The following is a 15,307-nucleotide window of genomic DNA, read 5'->3' as shown; positions in this document are numbered from 1 at the left end:
TCCCACAGGGGGTCCGCTCAGGTCGGCCCGGCCCTTTCCCCGGCGAAGAGCGAGGTCGGGGGGCGGGCCGCGTAGATCTGCCGCCCTGCTTCGGTCATTCCCCGGCGGGGCCCCGCTCGCGTGCACCCTCACGGGTCCGGCCCGCGGCGACCGGGCGGCGCGGATGGCGGCGCAGGTACTCGCCCTCCAATTGCGCCATGCGGTCGTTGTGGGCCCGCAGCGCGTCGTTCGAACCGTGCAGCAGCGTGTCGTGACGCGTGCGGTGGATGGTCTCCAGCTCTTTCATCAGCTGCTGGTCGTCCAGCCGTCCCGGATCGACTCCGGTCATGGTGGTACCCCGCTCGTCGTGGCCTTCGGCGCGGCCCGGACACCCGCCCGGCGAACTTGCCCCGAGCGGCGTCCGGGAGGGAGCCGTGGATCCCGCCGTCTCCCTCCACTCTACGAACATCCGGGGCGGCGGTCCTCCGGGACCGGGCCGCTGATTCCAGGCCTTACCGGGCCCGCTCCACGCGCCGTTCGTCCCAGACCGGCTCCTGCGTCTCCCGCACCCGGCCGTCGGAGCCGAAGACCAGGTAGCGGTCGAAGGAGCGGGCGAACCAGCGGTCGTGGGTGACCGCGAGGACCGTCCCCTCGTACGCCTCCAGACCTTCCTGAAGGGCCTCCGCGGAGTCCAGGTCGAGGTTGTCGGTGGGCTCGTCGAGAAGCAGCGCGGTGGAGCCCGCCAGCTCCAGCAGGAGGATCTGGAAACGGGCCTGCTGGCCCCCGGAGAGCCTCTCGAAGCGCTGCTCGGCCTGCGCGGTCAGTTCGTAGCGGCGCAGCCGGGACATGGCGGCGCCGCGGTCCTGCGCGTGCTCGGACCACAGGATGTCGAGCAGTGCCCGGCCCTCCAGCTCCGGATGAGCGTGCGTCTGCGCGAAGTGCCCCGCCACGACACGGGCACCGAGCTTCCACTCCCCTGTGTGCGCGACGGTGTCCCCCGCGAGCAGCCGCAGGAAGTGCGACTTGCCCGAACCGTTGGAGCCGAGGACCGCGACCCGCTCGCCGTAGAAGACCTCCAGGTCGAAGGGGTTCATCAGGCCGGTGAGCTCAAGTCCCTTGCAGGTGATGGCCCTTACGCCGGTACGGCCGCCGTGCAGCCGCATCCTGATGTCCTGCTCGCGCGGCGGCTCCGGAGGCGGCCCGGCCTCCTCGAACTTCCGCAGCCTGGTCTGCGCGGCCTGGTAGCGGGACGCCAACTCGTGGCTGATGGAGGCCGCCTGACGCAGGTTCAGCACCAGCTTCTTCAACTGGGCGTGCTTCTCCTCCCAGCGCCTGCGCAGTTCCTCGAAGCGGGCGAACCGCTCCCGCCGCGCCTCGTGGTACGTAGCGAAACCGCCGCCGTGCACCCAGGCGTCCGCTCCGGCGGGGCTTGGCTCGACACTGACGATCTTCTCGGCGGCGCGGGCCAGCAGTTCCCGGTCGTGCGAGACGAACAGGACGGTCTTGCGGGTCTCCTTGAGCCGCTCCTCCAGCCAGCGCTTGCCGGGGACGTCGAGGTAGTTGTCCGGCTCGTCCAGGAGCAGCACCTCGTCGGTGCCACGCAGCAGGGCTTCGAGTACGAGCCGCTTCTGCTCGCCGCCGGAGAGCGTCCGCACCTGCCGCCACTGCGCCTTCTCGTACGGAATGCCGAGCGCGGCCACCGTGCACATGTCCCAGAGGGTCTCCGACTCGTATCCCCGCACCTCGGCCCAGTCGGACAGGGCCTGCGCGTAAGCGAGTTGGGCGGCCTCGTCGTCGACGGTCATCATGGCGTGCTCGGCCGCGTCCACGGCCTTCGCGGCCTGCTGGATCCGCGGCGGGGCCACCGACACGAGCAGTTCTCGTACGGTCGTCTCGTCCCGTACGGATCCCACGAACTGGCGCATCACCCCCAGGCCGCCCCCTACGGTGACGGTTCCCCCGTGCGGTTTGAGCTCCCCCGAAATCAGCCGCAGCAATGTCGTCTTCCCGGCGCCGTTGGGACCCACCAGGGCGACGACGGCCCCTTCGCCCACCCGAAACGACACATCGCCGAGCAGCGCCCTCCCGTCGGGAAGGTAGTACTCAAGGTGTGCGGCTTCGAGGTGTCCCATGGGGGTGCATTCTCCGGGGGCGGGACCGTGCGGGGCAAACGCCTTTCCTCGCCCCTCCGCCCCGGCCCGTCCGTTGCGGCCCTGAGCGAAAAGCCCGACCCGGGGTATACGCACCCCCATGAATCCGATCCCAGACGTGGACCTCACCCTTCGCCCCCCGGGCCCCCGCATCCTCCGGGACCGGCTCCTCAACGCCGACTACCGTCTGTTCGAGGCGGTCGCCTCCCGGCACTGGCCGGGCGCCGACCACGTCCTGCCGAGGCTGACCCGCAGCGCGAACCACGGCGTGCTGTGGTTCACCACGGCCGCGGCGATCGCGGTGGTCCGCACCCCCAGGGCCCGTGCCGCCGCCGCCCGGGGCCTCGCCTCACTGGCCCTCGCGTCGGCCACGATCAACACCGTGGGCAAGCGCACGGTGCGCCGCCCCCGGCCTGTCCTGGACCCCGTTCCGCTGATCCGGCAGCTGAAGCGGCAGCCGATCACCACGTCGTTCCCGTCGGGTCACGCCGCCTCCGCCGCGGCTTTCGCGGCGGGCGTGGCCCTGGAGTCCCGGGGCTGGGGCGCGGCCGTGGCACCGCTGGCCACTGCGGTCGTCGTGTCCCGGGTCTACACGGGTGTCCACTTCCCGAGCGACGTCCTGGCGGGCGCGGCCCTGGGTGTGGGCGCCGCGTACGTCGTGCGCGCCCTGGTTCCGACCCGCGACCAGGTTCCCCGGCCCCATCGGTCCAGTGCGGGGGCGCCCGCGTCGGCCGACGGGGCGGGGCTCGTCATGGTGGCCAACAAGGGTTCGGGCACTCCGGACCTGATACACGCGCTGCGTGACGCCCTGCCGCTCGCGGAGACCGTGGTGAGCGAACCGGCCGACGTCGAGGCCGAGTTGGAGAAGGCGGCGGCTCGCGCCGTGGTGCTCGGCGTGTGCGGTGGCGACGGCACCGTGAACACCGCCGCGCGGATCGCCCTGCGCCACGGCCTCCCTCTCGCTGTCCTGCCGGGCGGCACCCTGAACCACTTCGCCCACGATCTCGGCGTGGAGGGGCCGCGCGACCTCGTCCGCGCCCTTCAGGAGGGCAACGCCATACGGGTGGACGTGGGCAGGTTCTCGTCGGGCAGCAAGGAGGGCATCTTCCTCAACACCTGCAGCCTGGGCGTCTACCCGGAACTGGTGCGGGAGCGGGAGCGCTGGTCCCGGCGGATCGGCGGATGGCCTGCCGGGGTGCTCGGCGCCCTGCGCGTCCTGCGCACGGACAGCCATCCGCTGCGGGCCGAACTCGGAGGCCGCAGCCACCCGTTGTGGCTGCTGTTCGCCGGCAACGGCACCTATCACCGGATGGGGCTCGCCCCCGCCCGCCGCTTCGACCTCGCGGACGGACGCCTGGACGTGCGGGTGGTGCACGGCGGCCGTCGCCCCGCCCTCCGTCTGCTGGCCGCCGCCCTCGCTGGACCGCTGACGCGCTCCCCCGCCCACGCGGCGGTACGCGTGCGCCGCCTGCGGGTGGACGGCGTCGCGGCCGGCACCCTCCTCGCGTACGACGGTGAGGTCACGGAGGTGGCGGGCGAGGTGACCCTGCAGAAGATCCCGGAGGCACTGACCGTGTACCGCCCACGCCCCTGACAGGAGTGTCCAAGCTTCAAGACGCAGGTCTCATCATTCGGCATGCACGCGTACCGTGATCCGTACCCAGCGAGAAGACGAGAAGGGGACCGGTCATGCCGAAGCCGCAGGAGACCGCCGTCTACACGCACGGCCACCACGAGTCCGTGCTGCGCTCGCACGTCTGGCGGACCGCCGCCAACTCGGCGGCGTACCTCCTCGGCTCTCTGAAGCCCCACATGAAGATCCTGGACATCGGCTGCGGCCCGGGGACCATCACCGCCGACCTGGCGGAACTGGTCCCCGACGGGCAGGTCACGGCCGTCGACCAGGCGCCGGGAATCCTGGACCTGGCTCGCGCCACGGCCGCCGAACGCGGCCTGGAGAACGTCGAGTTCGCGGTCGCGGACGTGCACGCGCTGGAGTATCCGGACGACACCTTCTGCGTGGTCCACGCCCACCAGGTGCTCCAGCACGTCGGCGACCCGGTCCAGGCGCTGCGCGAGATGTACCGGGTGGCCAGGCCGGGCGGATTCATCGCCGTCCGCGACGCGGACTATGCGGCAATGACCTGGTATCCCGAGGTGCCCGGCATGACCGACTGGCAGGACCTGTACCTGCGCGTCGCCCGCGCCAACGGCGGCGAGCCCGCCGCGGGACGGCATCTCGGATCCTGGGCGTCGGCGGCAGGTATCCGGGACATCACGGCCACGTCGAGTACCTGGACCTTCGCCACCGACGACGAGCGGGAGTGGTGGGGCGGTCTCTGGGCGGACCGCACGCTCGCCTCGGAGTACGCGGACCGCGCCACGGAGGGTGGTCACGCGACCACGGAGGAGCTGGTGGCCGTGTCGGACGCCTGGCGGGAGTGGGCGCGACAGGAGGACGGCTGGTTCTCCGTACCGCACGGAGAAATTCTCTGCCGCAAGGACGTCTAATCCGTCGACTTCGGGAAACCCGGGAACGCAGGAGGTTGAAAACTATGGTTCCCATCCTGCTGGTACTGCTTCTGGCTCTGATTCTCTTCGGTGCCGGATTCGCGGTGAAGATTCTCTGGTGGATCGCTTTGATCGTTCTCGCTGTGTGGCTACTGGGCTTCCTGGTACGCGGCACAAGCGCCACCGGATCCCGGGGTCGCTGGTATCGGTGGTGACCCTGCTCCCGTAAGCCAATTCCCCGGGGCATTGCTGGGGAAGCAGAAGTATCCGGAAACGGAAATAGGTTGAACGGCCCGAGGTCCTGATTCAGGACCTCGGGCCGCCGCCTGTATTCAGGATCTCGGGCCGCAGCCTGAGCGCAATGCGCTCAGCGCACGACAGCCGTCTCGACCAGCAGCCGGGCCGCCGCCGCGATCGACTCGGCATCGATGCCTGCGGCGTGCAGTTGCTCGGCCGGGGTCGCCGAGCCCGGCATCGTACGGACGGCGAGGCGCACCAGACGCGGCACCGGACGGCCGTCGCAGAAGGCGTCGAGGACCGCGTCACCGAGGCCGCCCTCCTCGCGGTGGTCCTCGACGGTGAGGAGACAGCCGGTCTCCTCGGCGGCCTCGCTCAGGGTGCGGCGGTCTACGGGCTTGACCGAGTAGAGGTCGATCACCCGCACCCGGACACCCTCACCGGCGAGCGACTCGGCGGCGGCGAGCGCCTCGGGGACGGTGACGCCCGCCGCGACGAGGGTCAGCCGGTCCTCCTCGGAGCGGCGCAGCACCTTGCTTCCGCCGATCGGGAACTCCTCCTCGGGGCCGTAGACGACGGGCGCCTCCCCTCGCGAGGTGCGCAGATAGCGGACGCCGTCCAGGTCGGCCATGGCGGCGACGAGCTTCGCCGTCTGGTTGGCGTCGCACGGGTACAGCACGGTCGAGCCGTGCACCGTCCGGAACATCGCCAGGTCCTCCAGGCCCATCTGGGAGGGCCCGTCCTGGCCGATGGAGACACCCGCGTGCGAGCCGACGAGGTTGATCCCGGCGCCGCTGACCGCGGCCATCCGCACGAAGTCGTGCGCCCGGGTGAGGAACGCGGCGAACGTGGACGCGTACGGCACCCAGCCGCGCGCCGCCATCCCGACGGCCGCCGCGACCAGCTGCTGCTCGGCGATGTAGCACTCGAAAAACCGCTCAGGGTGTTCCTTGGCGAAGTACTCGGCGCGCGTGGAGTCGCTCACCTCGCCGTCCAGCGCGACGATGTCGCCGCGGGAGGTGCCGAGCGCGGCGAGCGCCTGCCCGTAGGCGTCGCGGGTGGCGACCTCGTCGCCGGTCTCGTAGCGCGGCAGGTCGATATGGCCCGCCCGGACGGCGTGCAGCATCCTGGCGGCGGGCGGCTGCGGGACCTCCACCCGCAGGTCGCGGACTCCGCCGAGTTCCGCGATGGCCTCTTCGGCGTCCGGCAGCGGCTTGCCGTGCAGGCCCTCGCGGTCCTCGACGGACTCGACGCCCTTGCCCTTGAGGGTGCGGGCGAGGATCGCGGTCGGCTGCCCCCTGGTGGACTCGGCCTCGGCGTACGCGCGGTCGACGGCGTCGACGTCGTGTCCGTCGATCTCCACGGTGTGCCAGCCGAAGGCCTGGAACCGGCGCGCGTAGGCGTCCAGGTCGTGCCCGTGCCGGGTGGGTCCACGCTGGCCCAGGCGATTCACGTCGACGATCACGGTGAGGTTGTCGAGGTGCTCGTATCCGGCGTGCTCGGCGGCCTCCCACACCGATCCCTCGGCGAGTTCGCTGTCCCCGCACAGGACCCAGACGCGGTATCCCGTACGGTCCAGCCGCTTCCCGGCGAGCGCGATGCCGACCCCGACGGGCAGTCCCTGCCCCAGCGAGCCGGTGGCGGTCTCCACCCACGGCAGCCGCTGGGGCGTGGGGTGTCCTTCGAGCCGGCTGCCCAGCTTGCGGAAGGTGAGCAGCTCGTCGTCTCCGACGGCCCCGGCCGCCTTGTACGCCGCGTACAGGAGAGGGGAGGCGTGCCCTTTGGAGAGGATGAAGCGGTCGTTGCCGGGATGCCGGGGGCGTTCGAAGTCATAGCGGAGGTGATTGGCCAGTAGAACCGCCATCAGGTCTGCGGCGGACATCGAGGAAGTGGGGTGGCCTGAGCCCGCCGCGTCGGAGGCGCGGATGCTGTCGACGCGCAGCTGCTGCGCGAGGTCGATGAGCTGACGGGTGTCCATGGCTTTCCTTCCGGACGCCGACTCTCGGGCGCCTTGGGGGTGTCGCTCGTTCCGGACTTTCCGCGTCCCCCTGGTCAAGGCACCCAAACGCGTGCGCGCCGGGCGTTTGAGCCCGGCCCGATCTTTCCGAAGCGATCTCGTTTCCGGCTCGTCCCAACTAGGCTCAGGGGTATGGAGATTCTGGGAGCCACGCTGCGTATCTGCGTCGACGACCTCGATGCTTCGGTCCCGTTCTACGAGAAACTCGCGGGCGGGCAGGCCCTGCGTTTCGAGCGCGGCGGTGTATCGGTCGCCGCGGTCGGCTGCTTCCTGCTCATGAGCGGACCGGAGGCCGAACTGGAGGTCCTCCGCAAGGTCGCCGCCACCATCGCCGTCAAGAACGTCGAGGAAGCCCACCACGTCCTCACCGACTCGGGTGCCCAGGTACTGGCGGGGCCGGTGGCCACCCCGGTGGGCCGCAACCTGATCGCGAGGCATCCCGACGGTGCGGTGTACGAGTACGTGGACCGGCTGGCCGGGGAGTAGGACGGAGCGTCCAGGACGACGGTGCTGCACATGGTGTGCAGTCCTCGCCGCCGGGATCCGGTGACGTCAGCGGGAGCGGGTCATCTCCGCGGTGATCGCCCACCGCTCGTGATCCCGCCAGGCCCCGTCCAGGTAGATGAAGTCCGGCGAGAACCCTTCGAGCCGGAACCCGCAGCGCCGGGCGAGCGCGATCGAGGCGGCGTTACCGGGCTGCACATTGATTTCGAGCCGGTGCAGCCCCATCTTCCCGAAGGCGTGCCGCACCACAAGCCCGAGCCCCTCGCTCATCAGCCCCCGCCCGGCCGCGTGTGCGAAGGCGCCGTACCCCAGGGCGCCGCACAGAAAGCCGCCCTCGACGATGTTGTTGATGTTGATGAACCCCGCGATCGCCCGGCCGCCGGGAGCATCTCCCGCGCTTTCGGGGCTGGGGCCGAGTTCGCACACCAGGAACCCGGCCTTCGTCGGATCCTCGATGAGCCGCCTCGCGTACGCGGCGTAAGCACCGGCGCCGAGGGGCGGGAACAGCCACGGCTGGTGCAGATCCTTGCTCTCCCGCGCCCGGGCGGTGAACTCCGCGCCGTCCTCATAAGTGAACGGCCGTATGCCCACACGAGGACCTGTGGCGACATGGTCGGGGGCGTTCTCAGGCATCCCGCCAGCCTACGCGAACGCCTGTCCGCTCCTCACTCCGTTCGACGCCGGCGCCTCAGTCGCCGACCACCGGCAGCTCCAGCACCCCGGTGTGCCGGGGCGAGTTGGTGATCGTCACCGGCTTCACCCCTTTGTTCCCGAAGTACGCGTCATCGCTCGCCGCGACGACGAACTGAAGCCGGTGCCCCGCCTCGTACCGGTGCACGATCCCCGGCAGCGAGATGGTCAGGGTCTTGGTCACGTCCGGCACCCGCACCGGCGCCACCAGCCGGTGCACCAGCGTCTTCGTGCCGTCGGGTGCCACGTCGTACAGCTTGGCGAAGAGGACCAGCTTGTCGGCGGCGTCACCGGAGTTCTGCACCAGCTCGGTCGCCGGCGAGGTCACCCTCAGCGTGGCCTTGGGCGCACCGATGACATCGACCGAGCGGGTCAGGGGCTCGCTCGTCCACCCGAGGTAGGTCCCCTCCGTGTCGTACGGCGCGGGATCGGGCAGACCGGCCGCCCCGGCGAGGGAGTTCTCGGAGTGGCTGGTGGGCACCAGCGCGTTACGGTACTCGCGGCTGCCGGGCACGACCTTCCCGCGGTTGTCGACGAGCTTGCCGTCCCCCGAGAGGTAGAGCTTGTCGCTGAGCGCGGGCACTCGCGAGGCCGTGGCGTAGGTGCTGTTCGGGTCGGCGATCCAGTCGCGGTAGTACGCGAAGGAGGGCCCCGTGTCGACGCCCCTGCGGTGCTGGAGGTAGCGGTCGAACCAGGCGAGGATCCGCCTGCCGACGTAACTCGTCTCCAAGTTGCCCTGGCTCAGGTTGAGTTCACCGCTGGCCGGGTCGGTGCGGCCGCCGCTGTGCCCCCACGACTGCCAGATCATCTTCGTCGGGGTGCCCTGCGCCTTGAGGGTCTTGTACGTCGCTGTCGCCTCGTTGAGGTTGAAGAGGCTGTCTGCCTGCCCCTGGACCAGCAGAGTCGGTGCCTCCACCTTGCTGAGATAGGAGACGGGCGACACGCTGTCCGCGCAACTGCGCAGGGGTCCCATCTTGTCGTCCGGGTAACTCCCCGTGTTCAGGGTCCGCATGGTTTCGCAGGCGTTGCTCACGAAGTGCAGGCAGGGGATGGAGTTGATCCGGGAGGGGTCCAGATTCGGCGCCGTCACCGGCTGGTGTTCGCCGATCAGGTAGAAGGCGTTGGTCCACTGCCACTTGAAGGCGCCGGGCACGGCACGGACGCCGGCGTTGTTGGGGTCCAGCGAGTACGACAGGTCGTTCCAGGTGATCAGCGGGACGAGTGCGTCGACGCGGTGGTCCACGGCGGCGGTGGCCAGCTGGATGGCGCCCCCGTACGAGCCGCCGATCATGCCGACACGGGGATCGTCCCTGCCGTCGCGGGTGACGTAGTCGGCCTTCGTTCCGTCGTCGGCGGCGCGGGTGCCGGCCAGGAAGTCGACGAGACGGGATGCGGCGGCCCCGTCGACACGCGGGTCGTCGAGGGAGATCAGGCAGCCCGAGCCGCCGAAGCCGAGCCCCGAGTAGACGAGCCCGACGTATCCACGGGCCGCGAACGCCTTGCCGATGGCGTCCGTGGAGCCGTCCGACTTGCTCCCGCCGAAGCCGTTCGTGGCGAGTACCGCAGGAGCGGTGTGCCGGCGGTCCACGCCCGCGGGCCGGTACAGGTCGGCGTCGATCGTGCAGGTGCCGGCACCGGCCCGGACGGTGAACTTCAGGGCCGTGACGGTGTACTGACCGGTGGCCGCGGCGGCGGGCGCGGTGAACGCGAGCGGCGCCGTGAGCGCCGCGCCGACCGCCAGAGCCAGCGCCGCACGGGATCCGGACACACGAGAACGACGGGACACGAGGACCTCCACCTTGAGGACAACCCGACTACGACAGCCGGTACTTACCGACCAGTAATCATGTTGGGGCGGCTGTCGAGCGGGGTCAATCACCGCGCCGGGTGTTTCCTGACGGTTATTCAGCCAAATCACCGCCGGGCGGGACGAGAACGGCCGCCAAGCGCCTGGGATCCGCCGTCAGGCGACGGCAAGGCCGGCCCCTAAGCAAGCGCAGGCTCGTCCAGCGTCAACGTCCCCGCGTCCGCGTCGAGTTCGGCCCCGACCCCGAAGGGGATCGTGAGCGCCCCCTCGCAGTGCCCGAACCCGAACTCCTCGACGACGGGTACGCCGAGCCCGCCCAGCCGGTCGGCGAACACGGCGCGCAGATCCTCGTACGGACCGCAGTCCTTCCACGAGCCGAGCGCGATCCCGGCGACGGAGTCGAGCCAGCCGGCCCGCAGGAGCTGGGTGAGGATCCGGTCGAGCCGGTACGCCTCCTCGCCGATGTCCTCGATCAGCAGCAGTCCGCCCGCGGCACCGGCCCGGGCGTGCGGAGTTCCCAGGTCGGCGGCCAGCAGGCTGACACAGCCGCCGAGGGTCACTCCGCGGGCTCTCCCCGGCACCAGTACCCCGCGCCCGGCGGACTCGATGGTCCGCACCGACTCCGGTTCGAAGAGCGTCGCCCGCAGATGTTCCTGCGCCCGCGCGTTCTTGAGGAAGTCGACGGCCGAGGCCATCGGCCCGTGCAGCGTGACCAGCCCAAGGCGATTCGCGAACGCCTCGTGCAGCGCGGTGATGTCGCTGAAGCCGAGGAGCACCTTCGGGCCGGCGGTCCGCAGCGCGTCCCAGTCGAGCAGATCGACCATGCGCTGCGTCCCGTATCCGCCCCGCGCGCAGAGCACCGCGGACACGTCCGGATCGCACCAGGCGGCCTGGAAGTCGGCGGCCCGGTCGGCGTCCGTACCCGCGAGATAGTCGAACTCGGCGTGCCGGTCCAGGACATGGGGCGCCACGAAGGGGTCGAGGTCCCAGCCGCGCAGGATGTCGAGGCCGGCCTGGAGCCGCTCCTCGATCACGGGCCCACTGGGCGCGACGACGGCGACGCGGGCTCCGGGTACGAGACGGGCGGGGCGGGTCAGGGACTTCACTGGGCGGACTCCGTGGTGGGGACGGTCGGCTTCACTTGGCGAGCTCCAAAGTCGGGATGCCGGGCGGGTTCAGTCCCAGGGCCTGTGCGTACAGCGAGAGTTCGGACTCCAGGACCCGTACCGTCGTCTCGGCCCGCCGAAAGCCGTGCCCCTCTCCTTCGAAGGCGATGTAGGCATGCGGGATCCGGCGCCCCTCCTCCTCCAGCCGGGCGAGGAACCGCTCGCACTGCGCGGGCGGGCAGATGACGTCGTCGAGGCCCTGGAGCAGCAGGAAGGGCGCGTTGATCCGGTCGGCGTGCTCGACCGGTGACCGTTGCGCGTATCTGGCCGGCACCTCGGCGAGCAGCCCGACCAGGGTCTCCAGGTACTGCGACTCGAAGTCGTGGGTCTCCCCCGACGCCCATTCGGCGAGGTCGAGGATCGGGTAGAGGATGGTGCCGCAGGCGTACACGTCGGTGCTCGTCAGGGACGCGGCGGCCGTCCAACCGCCCGCGCTGCCCCCGCGGATGGCGAGCCGTCGCCGGTCGGCGGTTCCCTCGTCCGCGAGGGCGAGCGCGACGGCCGCGCAGTCCTCGACGTCGACGACGCCCCACTGTTCGCGCAGCCGGTTGCGGTACTCCCGTCCGTGCCCGGTCGATCCCCCGTAGTTGACCTCGGCGACGCCGATGCCGCGTGAGGTGAAGTAGGCGATCTCCAGGTCGAGTACGAGAGGGGCGCGGCTGGTGGGGCCGCCGTGCGCGTGGACGACGTACGGCGGCAGTTCGTCGTCGGGTGCGACATGGCCCGGGTGGTGCGGCGGGTAGATGTGTGCGTGGATCTCGCGTCCGGCGGGTCCGGTGAAGGTGCGGATCTGCGGCTCCGGGTAGTACGCGGGGTCCACCGGGTCGACGTGTGCGGCGCCGGTCACCCGGGTCCGCCCGGTGCGGGCGTCGAGTTCGACGACCTCGTAGGCGCTGCGGGGGCCGGCCCCGATGCCCAGGACGCGGCTGCCGTGTGCGGCGAGCGTCGGGGCGAACTCGGTCCAGGGGCCGGCCGCGTCGACGACCTCGCCGGTCTCCGGGTCCAGGATGCCGAGCGCGGTGGCACCCCGGCCGTGGACGACGGCGATGAGCCCGTCCTCCAGCGGAGCGAACCAGCGGTAGCCGATCTTCCACAGCGGGCCGCCGAACTCCTCCTCGCGCGGGCACAGTGGCACACCGTCCCGGTACAGGTTCCACCAGCCGGTGCGGTCCCCGGCGTACAGCAGCGAGCCGTCGGGGGCCCATTCGGCCTGGGCGATCGACTCGTCGGGCCCGCCGGCGACCGTGCGGGCCTCCTGGAGCGTGCCGTCGTCGGCCACTTCGGCGACGATCAGTTCCGTGCCGTCCCAGGGCATCCGCGGATGGTCCCAGGCGAGCCAGGCCGCGCGCCCGCCGTCCGGCGAGAGCCGGGGTCCGGTGACGAACCGGTGGCGCCCGTCGGTGAGTTCACGTACGGCGTCGCGGTCCCGCGCCGCCGAGCCGTCCAGCGGAACGGCGACGACGACCCGCCGCACATCCGTCGACGACTCCCCCGTGAACTCCTCCAGCACACACCACACTTCGCCCCGCTCCACACGCAACTGCGGGTCAACCCAGCGCAGTCCACCACCCACGTGCGAGACGGGAGTCAACGGGCTTGGCTCACTGCCGACTTCGTACCGGTACAGCCGCTGGTCGGCGAAGTCGACGAACACCACCAGTGGTCCTTCGGGGCGCATCTCCCCGGCCCAGGCCTGTCCGCCGTACTCGATGACACGGCTGCGTACGTTCCACGGGGCGGGCAGCACCGACTCCTCGGTGCCGTCTGCCTTCCGCCGGACGAGCGTGCGTCGCCCGCCCTCGGTGGGCCGGGGTTCGGTCCACCAGGTCTCGTCGCCGACGAAGCCGACGGACTCGGGGTGTCCGTCGTGTGCGGCGGCGAGCGCCGCGTCGATGGGCGAGGGCCACGATCCGTACGCCAGGGTGTGCACCATGTCCCCCACTATCCCCGCATCCTCCCCCACTATCCCCGCATCCCGGTGTTCTAGGCGGTACGCAGAAAGCGGTCGAGGACGCGGACGCCGAAGTGGAGCGCCTCTACGGGGACGCGCTCGTCGACGCCGTGGAAGAGGGCCTGGTAGTCGAGCCCCTCCGGGAGCCTCAGCGGTGTGAATCCGTATCCGGTGATGCCGAGGCGCGAGAACTGCTTGGCGTCCGTGCCACCGGACATGCAGTACGGCACGACATGCCCCTCGGGAGCGAACTCCTCGACGGCGGCACGCATCTTCGCGTACGTCGCCGACTCCAGCGGCGCCTGCAGCGCCACCTCGCGGTGCTGGAACTCCCACTCCACGTCCGGTCCGGTGAGCCGGTCGAGGGTCGTGCGGAACTCGTCCTCGTGGCCGTGCAGATATCTGCCGTCGACGTACGCGACGGCCTCCCCAGGAATCACGTTGATCTTGTAACCGGCGCTGAGCATCGTCGGGTTGGCGCTGTTGCGCACGGTCGACTCGACGAGCGTGGCGGCGGGCCCCAGCTTGGCCAGGAGCCCGTCGACATCATCGAGGTCGGCCTCGACGCCGTACAGGGCGGCCATCTCGGTGAGCGCCGCGCGCACGGTCGGAGTGAGCCGCAGCGGCCACTCGTGCGCCCCGATCCGGGCGACCGCCTCGGCCAGGCGGGTCACCGCGTTGCTCCGGTTCACCTTGGAGCCGTGCCCCGCCCGGCCGCGCGCGGTGAGCTTGAGCCAGCCGGTGCCGCGCTCACCCGCCGCGATCGGGTAGAGCTCGCGCCCGCTCCCGTCGTGGAAGGTGAACGCCCCGGACTCGCTGACGCCCTCGGTGCACCCTTCGAAGAGGCCCGGGTGACGGTCGGCGAGAAAGCCCGAGCCGTCCTCGGCGCTCGCCTCCTCGTCGGCCGTGAACGCGATCACGAGGTCACGCCGGGGCCGTACGCCATTGCGCGCCCAGTCCCGCACGACCGCCAGGATCATCGCGTCCATGTTCTTCATGTCGACCGCCCCGCGCCCCCAGACGACGCCGTCGCGAACCTCCCCCGAGAACGGGTGCACGCTCCAGTCCTCCGCCTGTGCGGGCACGACGTCCAGGTGACCGTGCACGAGCAGCGCGTCGGCCGAGGGGTCGGTGCCTTCGAGGCGGGCGACGACGTTGGTACGTCCCTTGGTGCGCTCAAGGAGGGTGGGCTCCAGGCCCGCCTCGGCGAGCAGCGCGGCGGCGTACTCGGCGGCCGGGCGCTCCTGGCAGTCCCCGCCGCCCCGGTTGGTGGTGTCGACGCGGATGAGGTCGGAGGTGAACCGTACGACCTCGTCCAGCGATTGCCCGTCAGCCATACTGCTCCTCCACCGCGGCCGACACGATCGTCGTGACCGCCTTGAACGTGCGAATTCCCTCGTACATGGTGCCGCTGGTGTACGCCACCTTCCGCTCCCCGACACGCTCGACGCCCGGCACCACGGTCGCCGCCATCGACAGGTGCTCGGCGTCGAACTCCAGCGCCACGGTGAACGGGCCGCCCACAAGAGGTTCCTGACGGACCGCCAGGGGCGCCGCCTGCTTCGCCGCCGCGCGGATGTCGGCGGCGGTCCTGGACGGCGTACGGCACACCGCCGCGTACCGCGACACATGGTCCTTGACGGCGACCTTCAGTGCCTCGGGCGCGTATCCGAGCGCGTCCTCGCAGGCCAGGTCGTCCCCGGTGACGAGCACGACGGGCACCCCGTACTCGGCGACCACATGGGAGTTGAGCAGCCCCTCGCTGGCCCGTACGTCGTTCACCCACACCCCGGTGATGGAGTTCGCCAGGTAGGTGTGCGCGAGGACGCCCTCCATGCCGGCGCCCGCGTGATAGCCGACGAAGGCGATCCCGTCCACGTCGCCGTGCTGGACGCCCTCCACCATGGACAGCGACTTGTGCCGCCCGGTGAGCATCTCCGCCCGCTCGTCCAACTGCTCAAGCAGCAGGTTCCGCATGGTCCAGTGGGCCTCGTTGATCAGCACCTCGTCGGCGCCGCCGTCGAAGAAGCCGAGCACGGCCGCGTTCACGTCCGAGGTGAACATCGAACGGCACCGCTCCCACTGCGGCGTCCCGGGCAGCACGTCGGCGGGCCAGGTCACCCCTGTGGCGCCTTCCATGTCGGCGCTGATAAGGATCTTCATGCCGCCTCACGTTACGCGTCGGCGAGGGGACTTTGCACAAGGCGGAGAGGAGGCTGAGCCCACCGCGGCGGTGAACAACAACAGCCGGCAGACCCCCACGCCCGTTCCGCCACACCGTGACACTGACTGTCC

13 protein-coding genes are annotated in these 15,307 nt (G+C 71.0%); 4 read left to right on the top strand and 9 right to left on the bottom strand.

Annotation, left to right across the window (positions count from 1 at the left end; translation table 11 throughout):
• Positions 1-94: 94 nt before the first annotated feature.
• Positions 95-328 carry a DUF6158 family protein gene (locus tag ACFYPC_RS04880; RefSeq protein WP_388670810.1) on the bottom strand — a complete coding sequence of 78 codons (234 nt, stop codon included), beginning with the start codon at positions 326-328 and terminating at the stop codon, positions 95-97.
• Positions 329-491: 163 nt separating this feature from the next.
• Complete coding sequence (locus tag ACFYPC_RS04875; RefSeq protein WP_388670807.1) at positions 492-2,111, bottom strand: ATP-binding cassette domain-containing protein; 1,620 nt, start codon at positions 2,109-2,111, stop codon at positions 492-494.
• A 118-nt stretch (positions 2,112-2,229) separates the two neighbouring features.
• Here ACFYPC_RS04875 and ACFYPC_RS04870 point away from each other — a divergent pair, with 118 nt between their 5' ends.
• The 3 genes from ACFYPC_RS04870 to ACFYPC_RS04860 all read left to right on the top strand — a co-directional run bounded on the left by ACFYPC_RS04870 (position 2,230) and on the right by ACFYPC_RS04860 (position 4,855).
• Positions 2,230-3,723 (top strand): bifunctional phosphatase PAP2/diacylglycerol kinase family protein, encoded by a 1,494-nt coding sequence (locus tag ACFYPC_RS04870; protein ID WP_388670804.1) that lies wholly within the window; start codon positions 2,230-2,232, stop codon positions 3,721-3,723.
• 95 nt (positions 3,724-3,818) lie between these two features.
• Positions 3,819-4,640, top strand: a complete 822-nt coding sequence (locus tag ACFYPC_RS04865; protein ID WP_388670801.1) for a methyltransferase domain-containing protein — start codon at positions 3,819-3,821, stop codon at positions 4,638-4,640.
• Between the two features lie 44 nt (positions 4,641-4,684).
• Positions 4,685-4,855, top strand: coding sequence for a hydrophobic protein (locus ACFYPC_RS04860; RefSeq protein ID WP_385725860.1), 171 nt, complete (start codon positions 4,685-4,687; stop codon positions 4,853-4,855).
• Between the two features lie 152 nt (positions 4,856-5,007).
• Here ACFYPC_RS04860 and ACFYPC_RS04855 read toward each other — a convergent pair whose 3' ends face one another.
• Positions 5,008-6,855 (bottom strand): transketolase, encoded by a 1,848-nt coding sequence (locus ACFYPC_RS04855; protein ID WP_388670798.1) that lies wholly within the window; start codon positions 6,853-6,855, stop codon positions 5,008-5,010.
• A 171-nt stretch (positions 6,856-7,026) separates the two neighbouring features.
• Here ACFYPC_RS04855 and ACFYPC_RS04850 point away from each other — a divergent pair, with 171 nt between their 5' ends.
• Entirely contained in the window at positions 7,027-7,380 is a 354-nt protein-coding gene (locus ACFYPC_RS04850; RefSeq protein ID WP_388670795.1) for a VOC family protein, read from the top strand.
• A 66-nt stretch (positions 7,381-7,446) separates the two neighbouring features.
• On the opposite strand, the gene ACFYPC_RS04845 is transcribed toward ACFYPC_RS04850, so the two are convergent.
• The 6 genes from ACFYPC_RS04845 to ACFYPC_RS04820 all read right to left on the bottom strand — a co-directional run bounded on the left by ACFYPC_RS04845 (position 7,447) and on the right by ACFYPC_RS04820 (position 15,175).
• Positions 7,447-8,031: a GNAT family N-acetyltransferase gene (locus ACFYPC_RS04845; protein WP_388670792.1), complete on the bottom strand. Its 585-nt coding sequence runs from the start codon at positions 8,029-8,031 to the stop codon at positions 7,447-7,449.
• A 55-nt stretch (positions 8,032-8,086) separates the two neighbouring features.
• Complete coding sequence (locus ACFYPC_RS04840) at positions 8,087-9,886, bottom strand: CocE/NonD family hydrolase (protein WP_388670789.1); 1,800 nt, start codon at positions 9,884-9,886, stop codon at positions 8,087-8,089.
• Between the two features lie 188 nt (positions 9,887-10,074).
• Entirely contained in the window at positions 10,075-11,001 is a 927-nt protein-coding gene (locus ACFYPC_RS04835; protein WP_388670786.1) for an LD-carboxypeptidase, read from the bottom strand.
• A gap of 31 nt (positions 11,002-11,032) precedes the next feature.
• Positions 11,033-12,994: a prolyl oligopeptidase family serine peptidase gene (locus ACFYPC_RS04830; protein WP_388670783.1), complete on the bottom strand. Its 1,962-nt coding sequence runs from the start codon at positions 12,992-12,994 to the stop codon at positions 11,033-11,035.
• Between the two features lie 50 nt (positions 12,995-13,044).
• Positions 13,045-14,349 carry a M20/M25/M40 family metallo-hydrolase gene (locus ACFYPC_RS04825; protein WP_388670780.1) on the bottom strand — a complete coding sequence of 435 codons (1,305 nt, stop codon included), beginning with the start codon at positions 14,347-14,349 and terminating at the stop codon, positions 13,045-13,047.
• The gene (locus ACFYPC_RS04820; protein ID WP_388670777.1) at positions 14,342-15,175 is read right to left on the bottom strand and encodes a M55 family metallopeptidase; all 834 of its coding nucleotides are present in this window, start codon (positions 15,173-15,175) and stop codon (positions 14,342-14,344) included. The genes ACFYPC_RS04825 and ACFYPC_RS04820 overlap by 8 nt, the downstream gene beginning before the upstream one ends.
• Positions 15,176-15,307: the final 132 nt, after the last annotated feature.

This window comes from Streptomyces sp. NPDC005808 (assembly GCF_042871385.1).
Lineage (GTDB): Bacteria > Actinomycetota > Actinomycetes > Streptomycetales > Streptomycetaceae > Streptomyces.
The sequence above is the reverse complement of the archived record's forward strand: the minus strand, read 5'-3'. Positions and strand labels throughout refer to the sequence as shown.

What these genes read in the sequence shown, in the direction of transcription:
- ACFYPC_RS04860 (WP_385725860.1), top strand. Translation starts at nt 4,685, where the DNA reads ATGGTTCCCATCCTGCTGGTACTGCTTCTGGCTCTGATTCTCTTCGGT.
- ACFYPC_RS04865 (WP_388670801.1), top strand. Translation starts at nt 3,819, where the DNA reads ATGCCGAAGCCGCAGGAGACCGCCGTCTACACGCACGGCCACCACGAG.
- ACFYPC_RS04855 (WP_388670798.1), bottom strand. Translation starts at nt 6,855, where the DNA reads ATGGACACCCGTCAGCTCATCGACCTCGCGCAGCAGCTGCGCGTCGAC.
- ACFYPC_RS04825 (WP_388670780.1), bottom strand. Translation starts at nt 14,349, where the DNA reads ATGGCTGACGGGCAATCGCTGGACGAGGTCGTACGGTTCACCTCCGAC.
- ACFYPC_RS04830 (WP_388670783.1), bottom strand. Translation starts at nt 12,994, where the DNA reads ATGGTGCACACCCTGGCGTACGGATCGTGGCCCTCGCCCATCGACGCG.
- ACFYPC_RS04820 (WP_388670777.1), bottom strand. Translation starts at nt 15,175, where the DNA reads ATGAAGATCCTTATCAGCGCCGACATGGAAGGCGCCACAGGGGTGACC.
- ACFYPC_RS04850 (WP_388670795.1), top strand. Translation starts at nt 7,027, where the DNA reads ATGGAGATTCTGGGAGCCACGCTGCGTATCTGCGTCGACGACCTCGAT.
- ACFYPC_RS04845 (WP_388670792.1), bottom strand. Translation starts at nt 8,031, where the DNA reads ATGCCTGAGAACGCCCCCGACCATGTCGCCACAGGTCCTCGTGTGGGC.
- ACFYPC_RS04870 (WP_388670804.1), top strand. Translation starts at nt 2,230, where the DNA reads ATGAATCCGATCCCAGACGTGGACCTCACCCTTCGCCCCCCGGGCCCC.
- ACFYPC_RS04875 (WP_388670807.1), bottom strand. Translation starts at nt 2,111, where the DNA reads ATGGGACACCTCGAAGCCGCACACCTTGAGTACTACCTTCCCGACGGG.
- ACFYPC_RS04880 (WP_388670810.1), bottom strand. Translation starts at nt 328, where the DNA reads ATGACCGGAGTCGATCCGGGACGGCTGGACGACCAGCAGCTGATGAAA.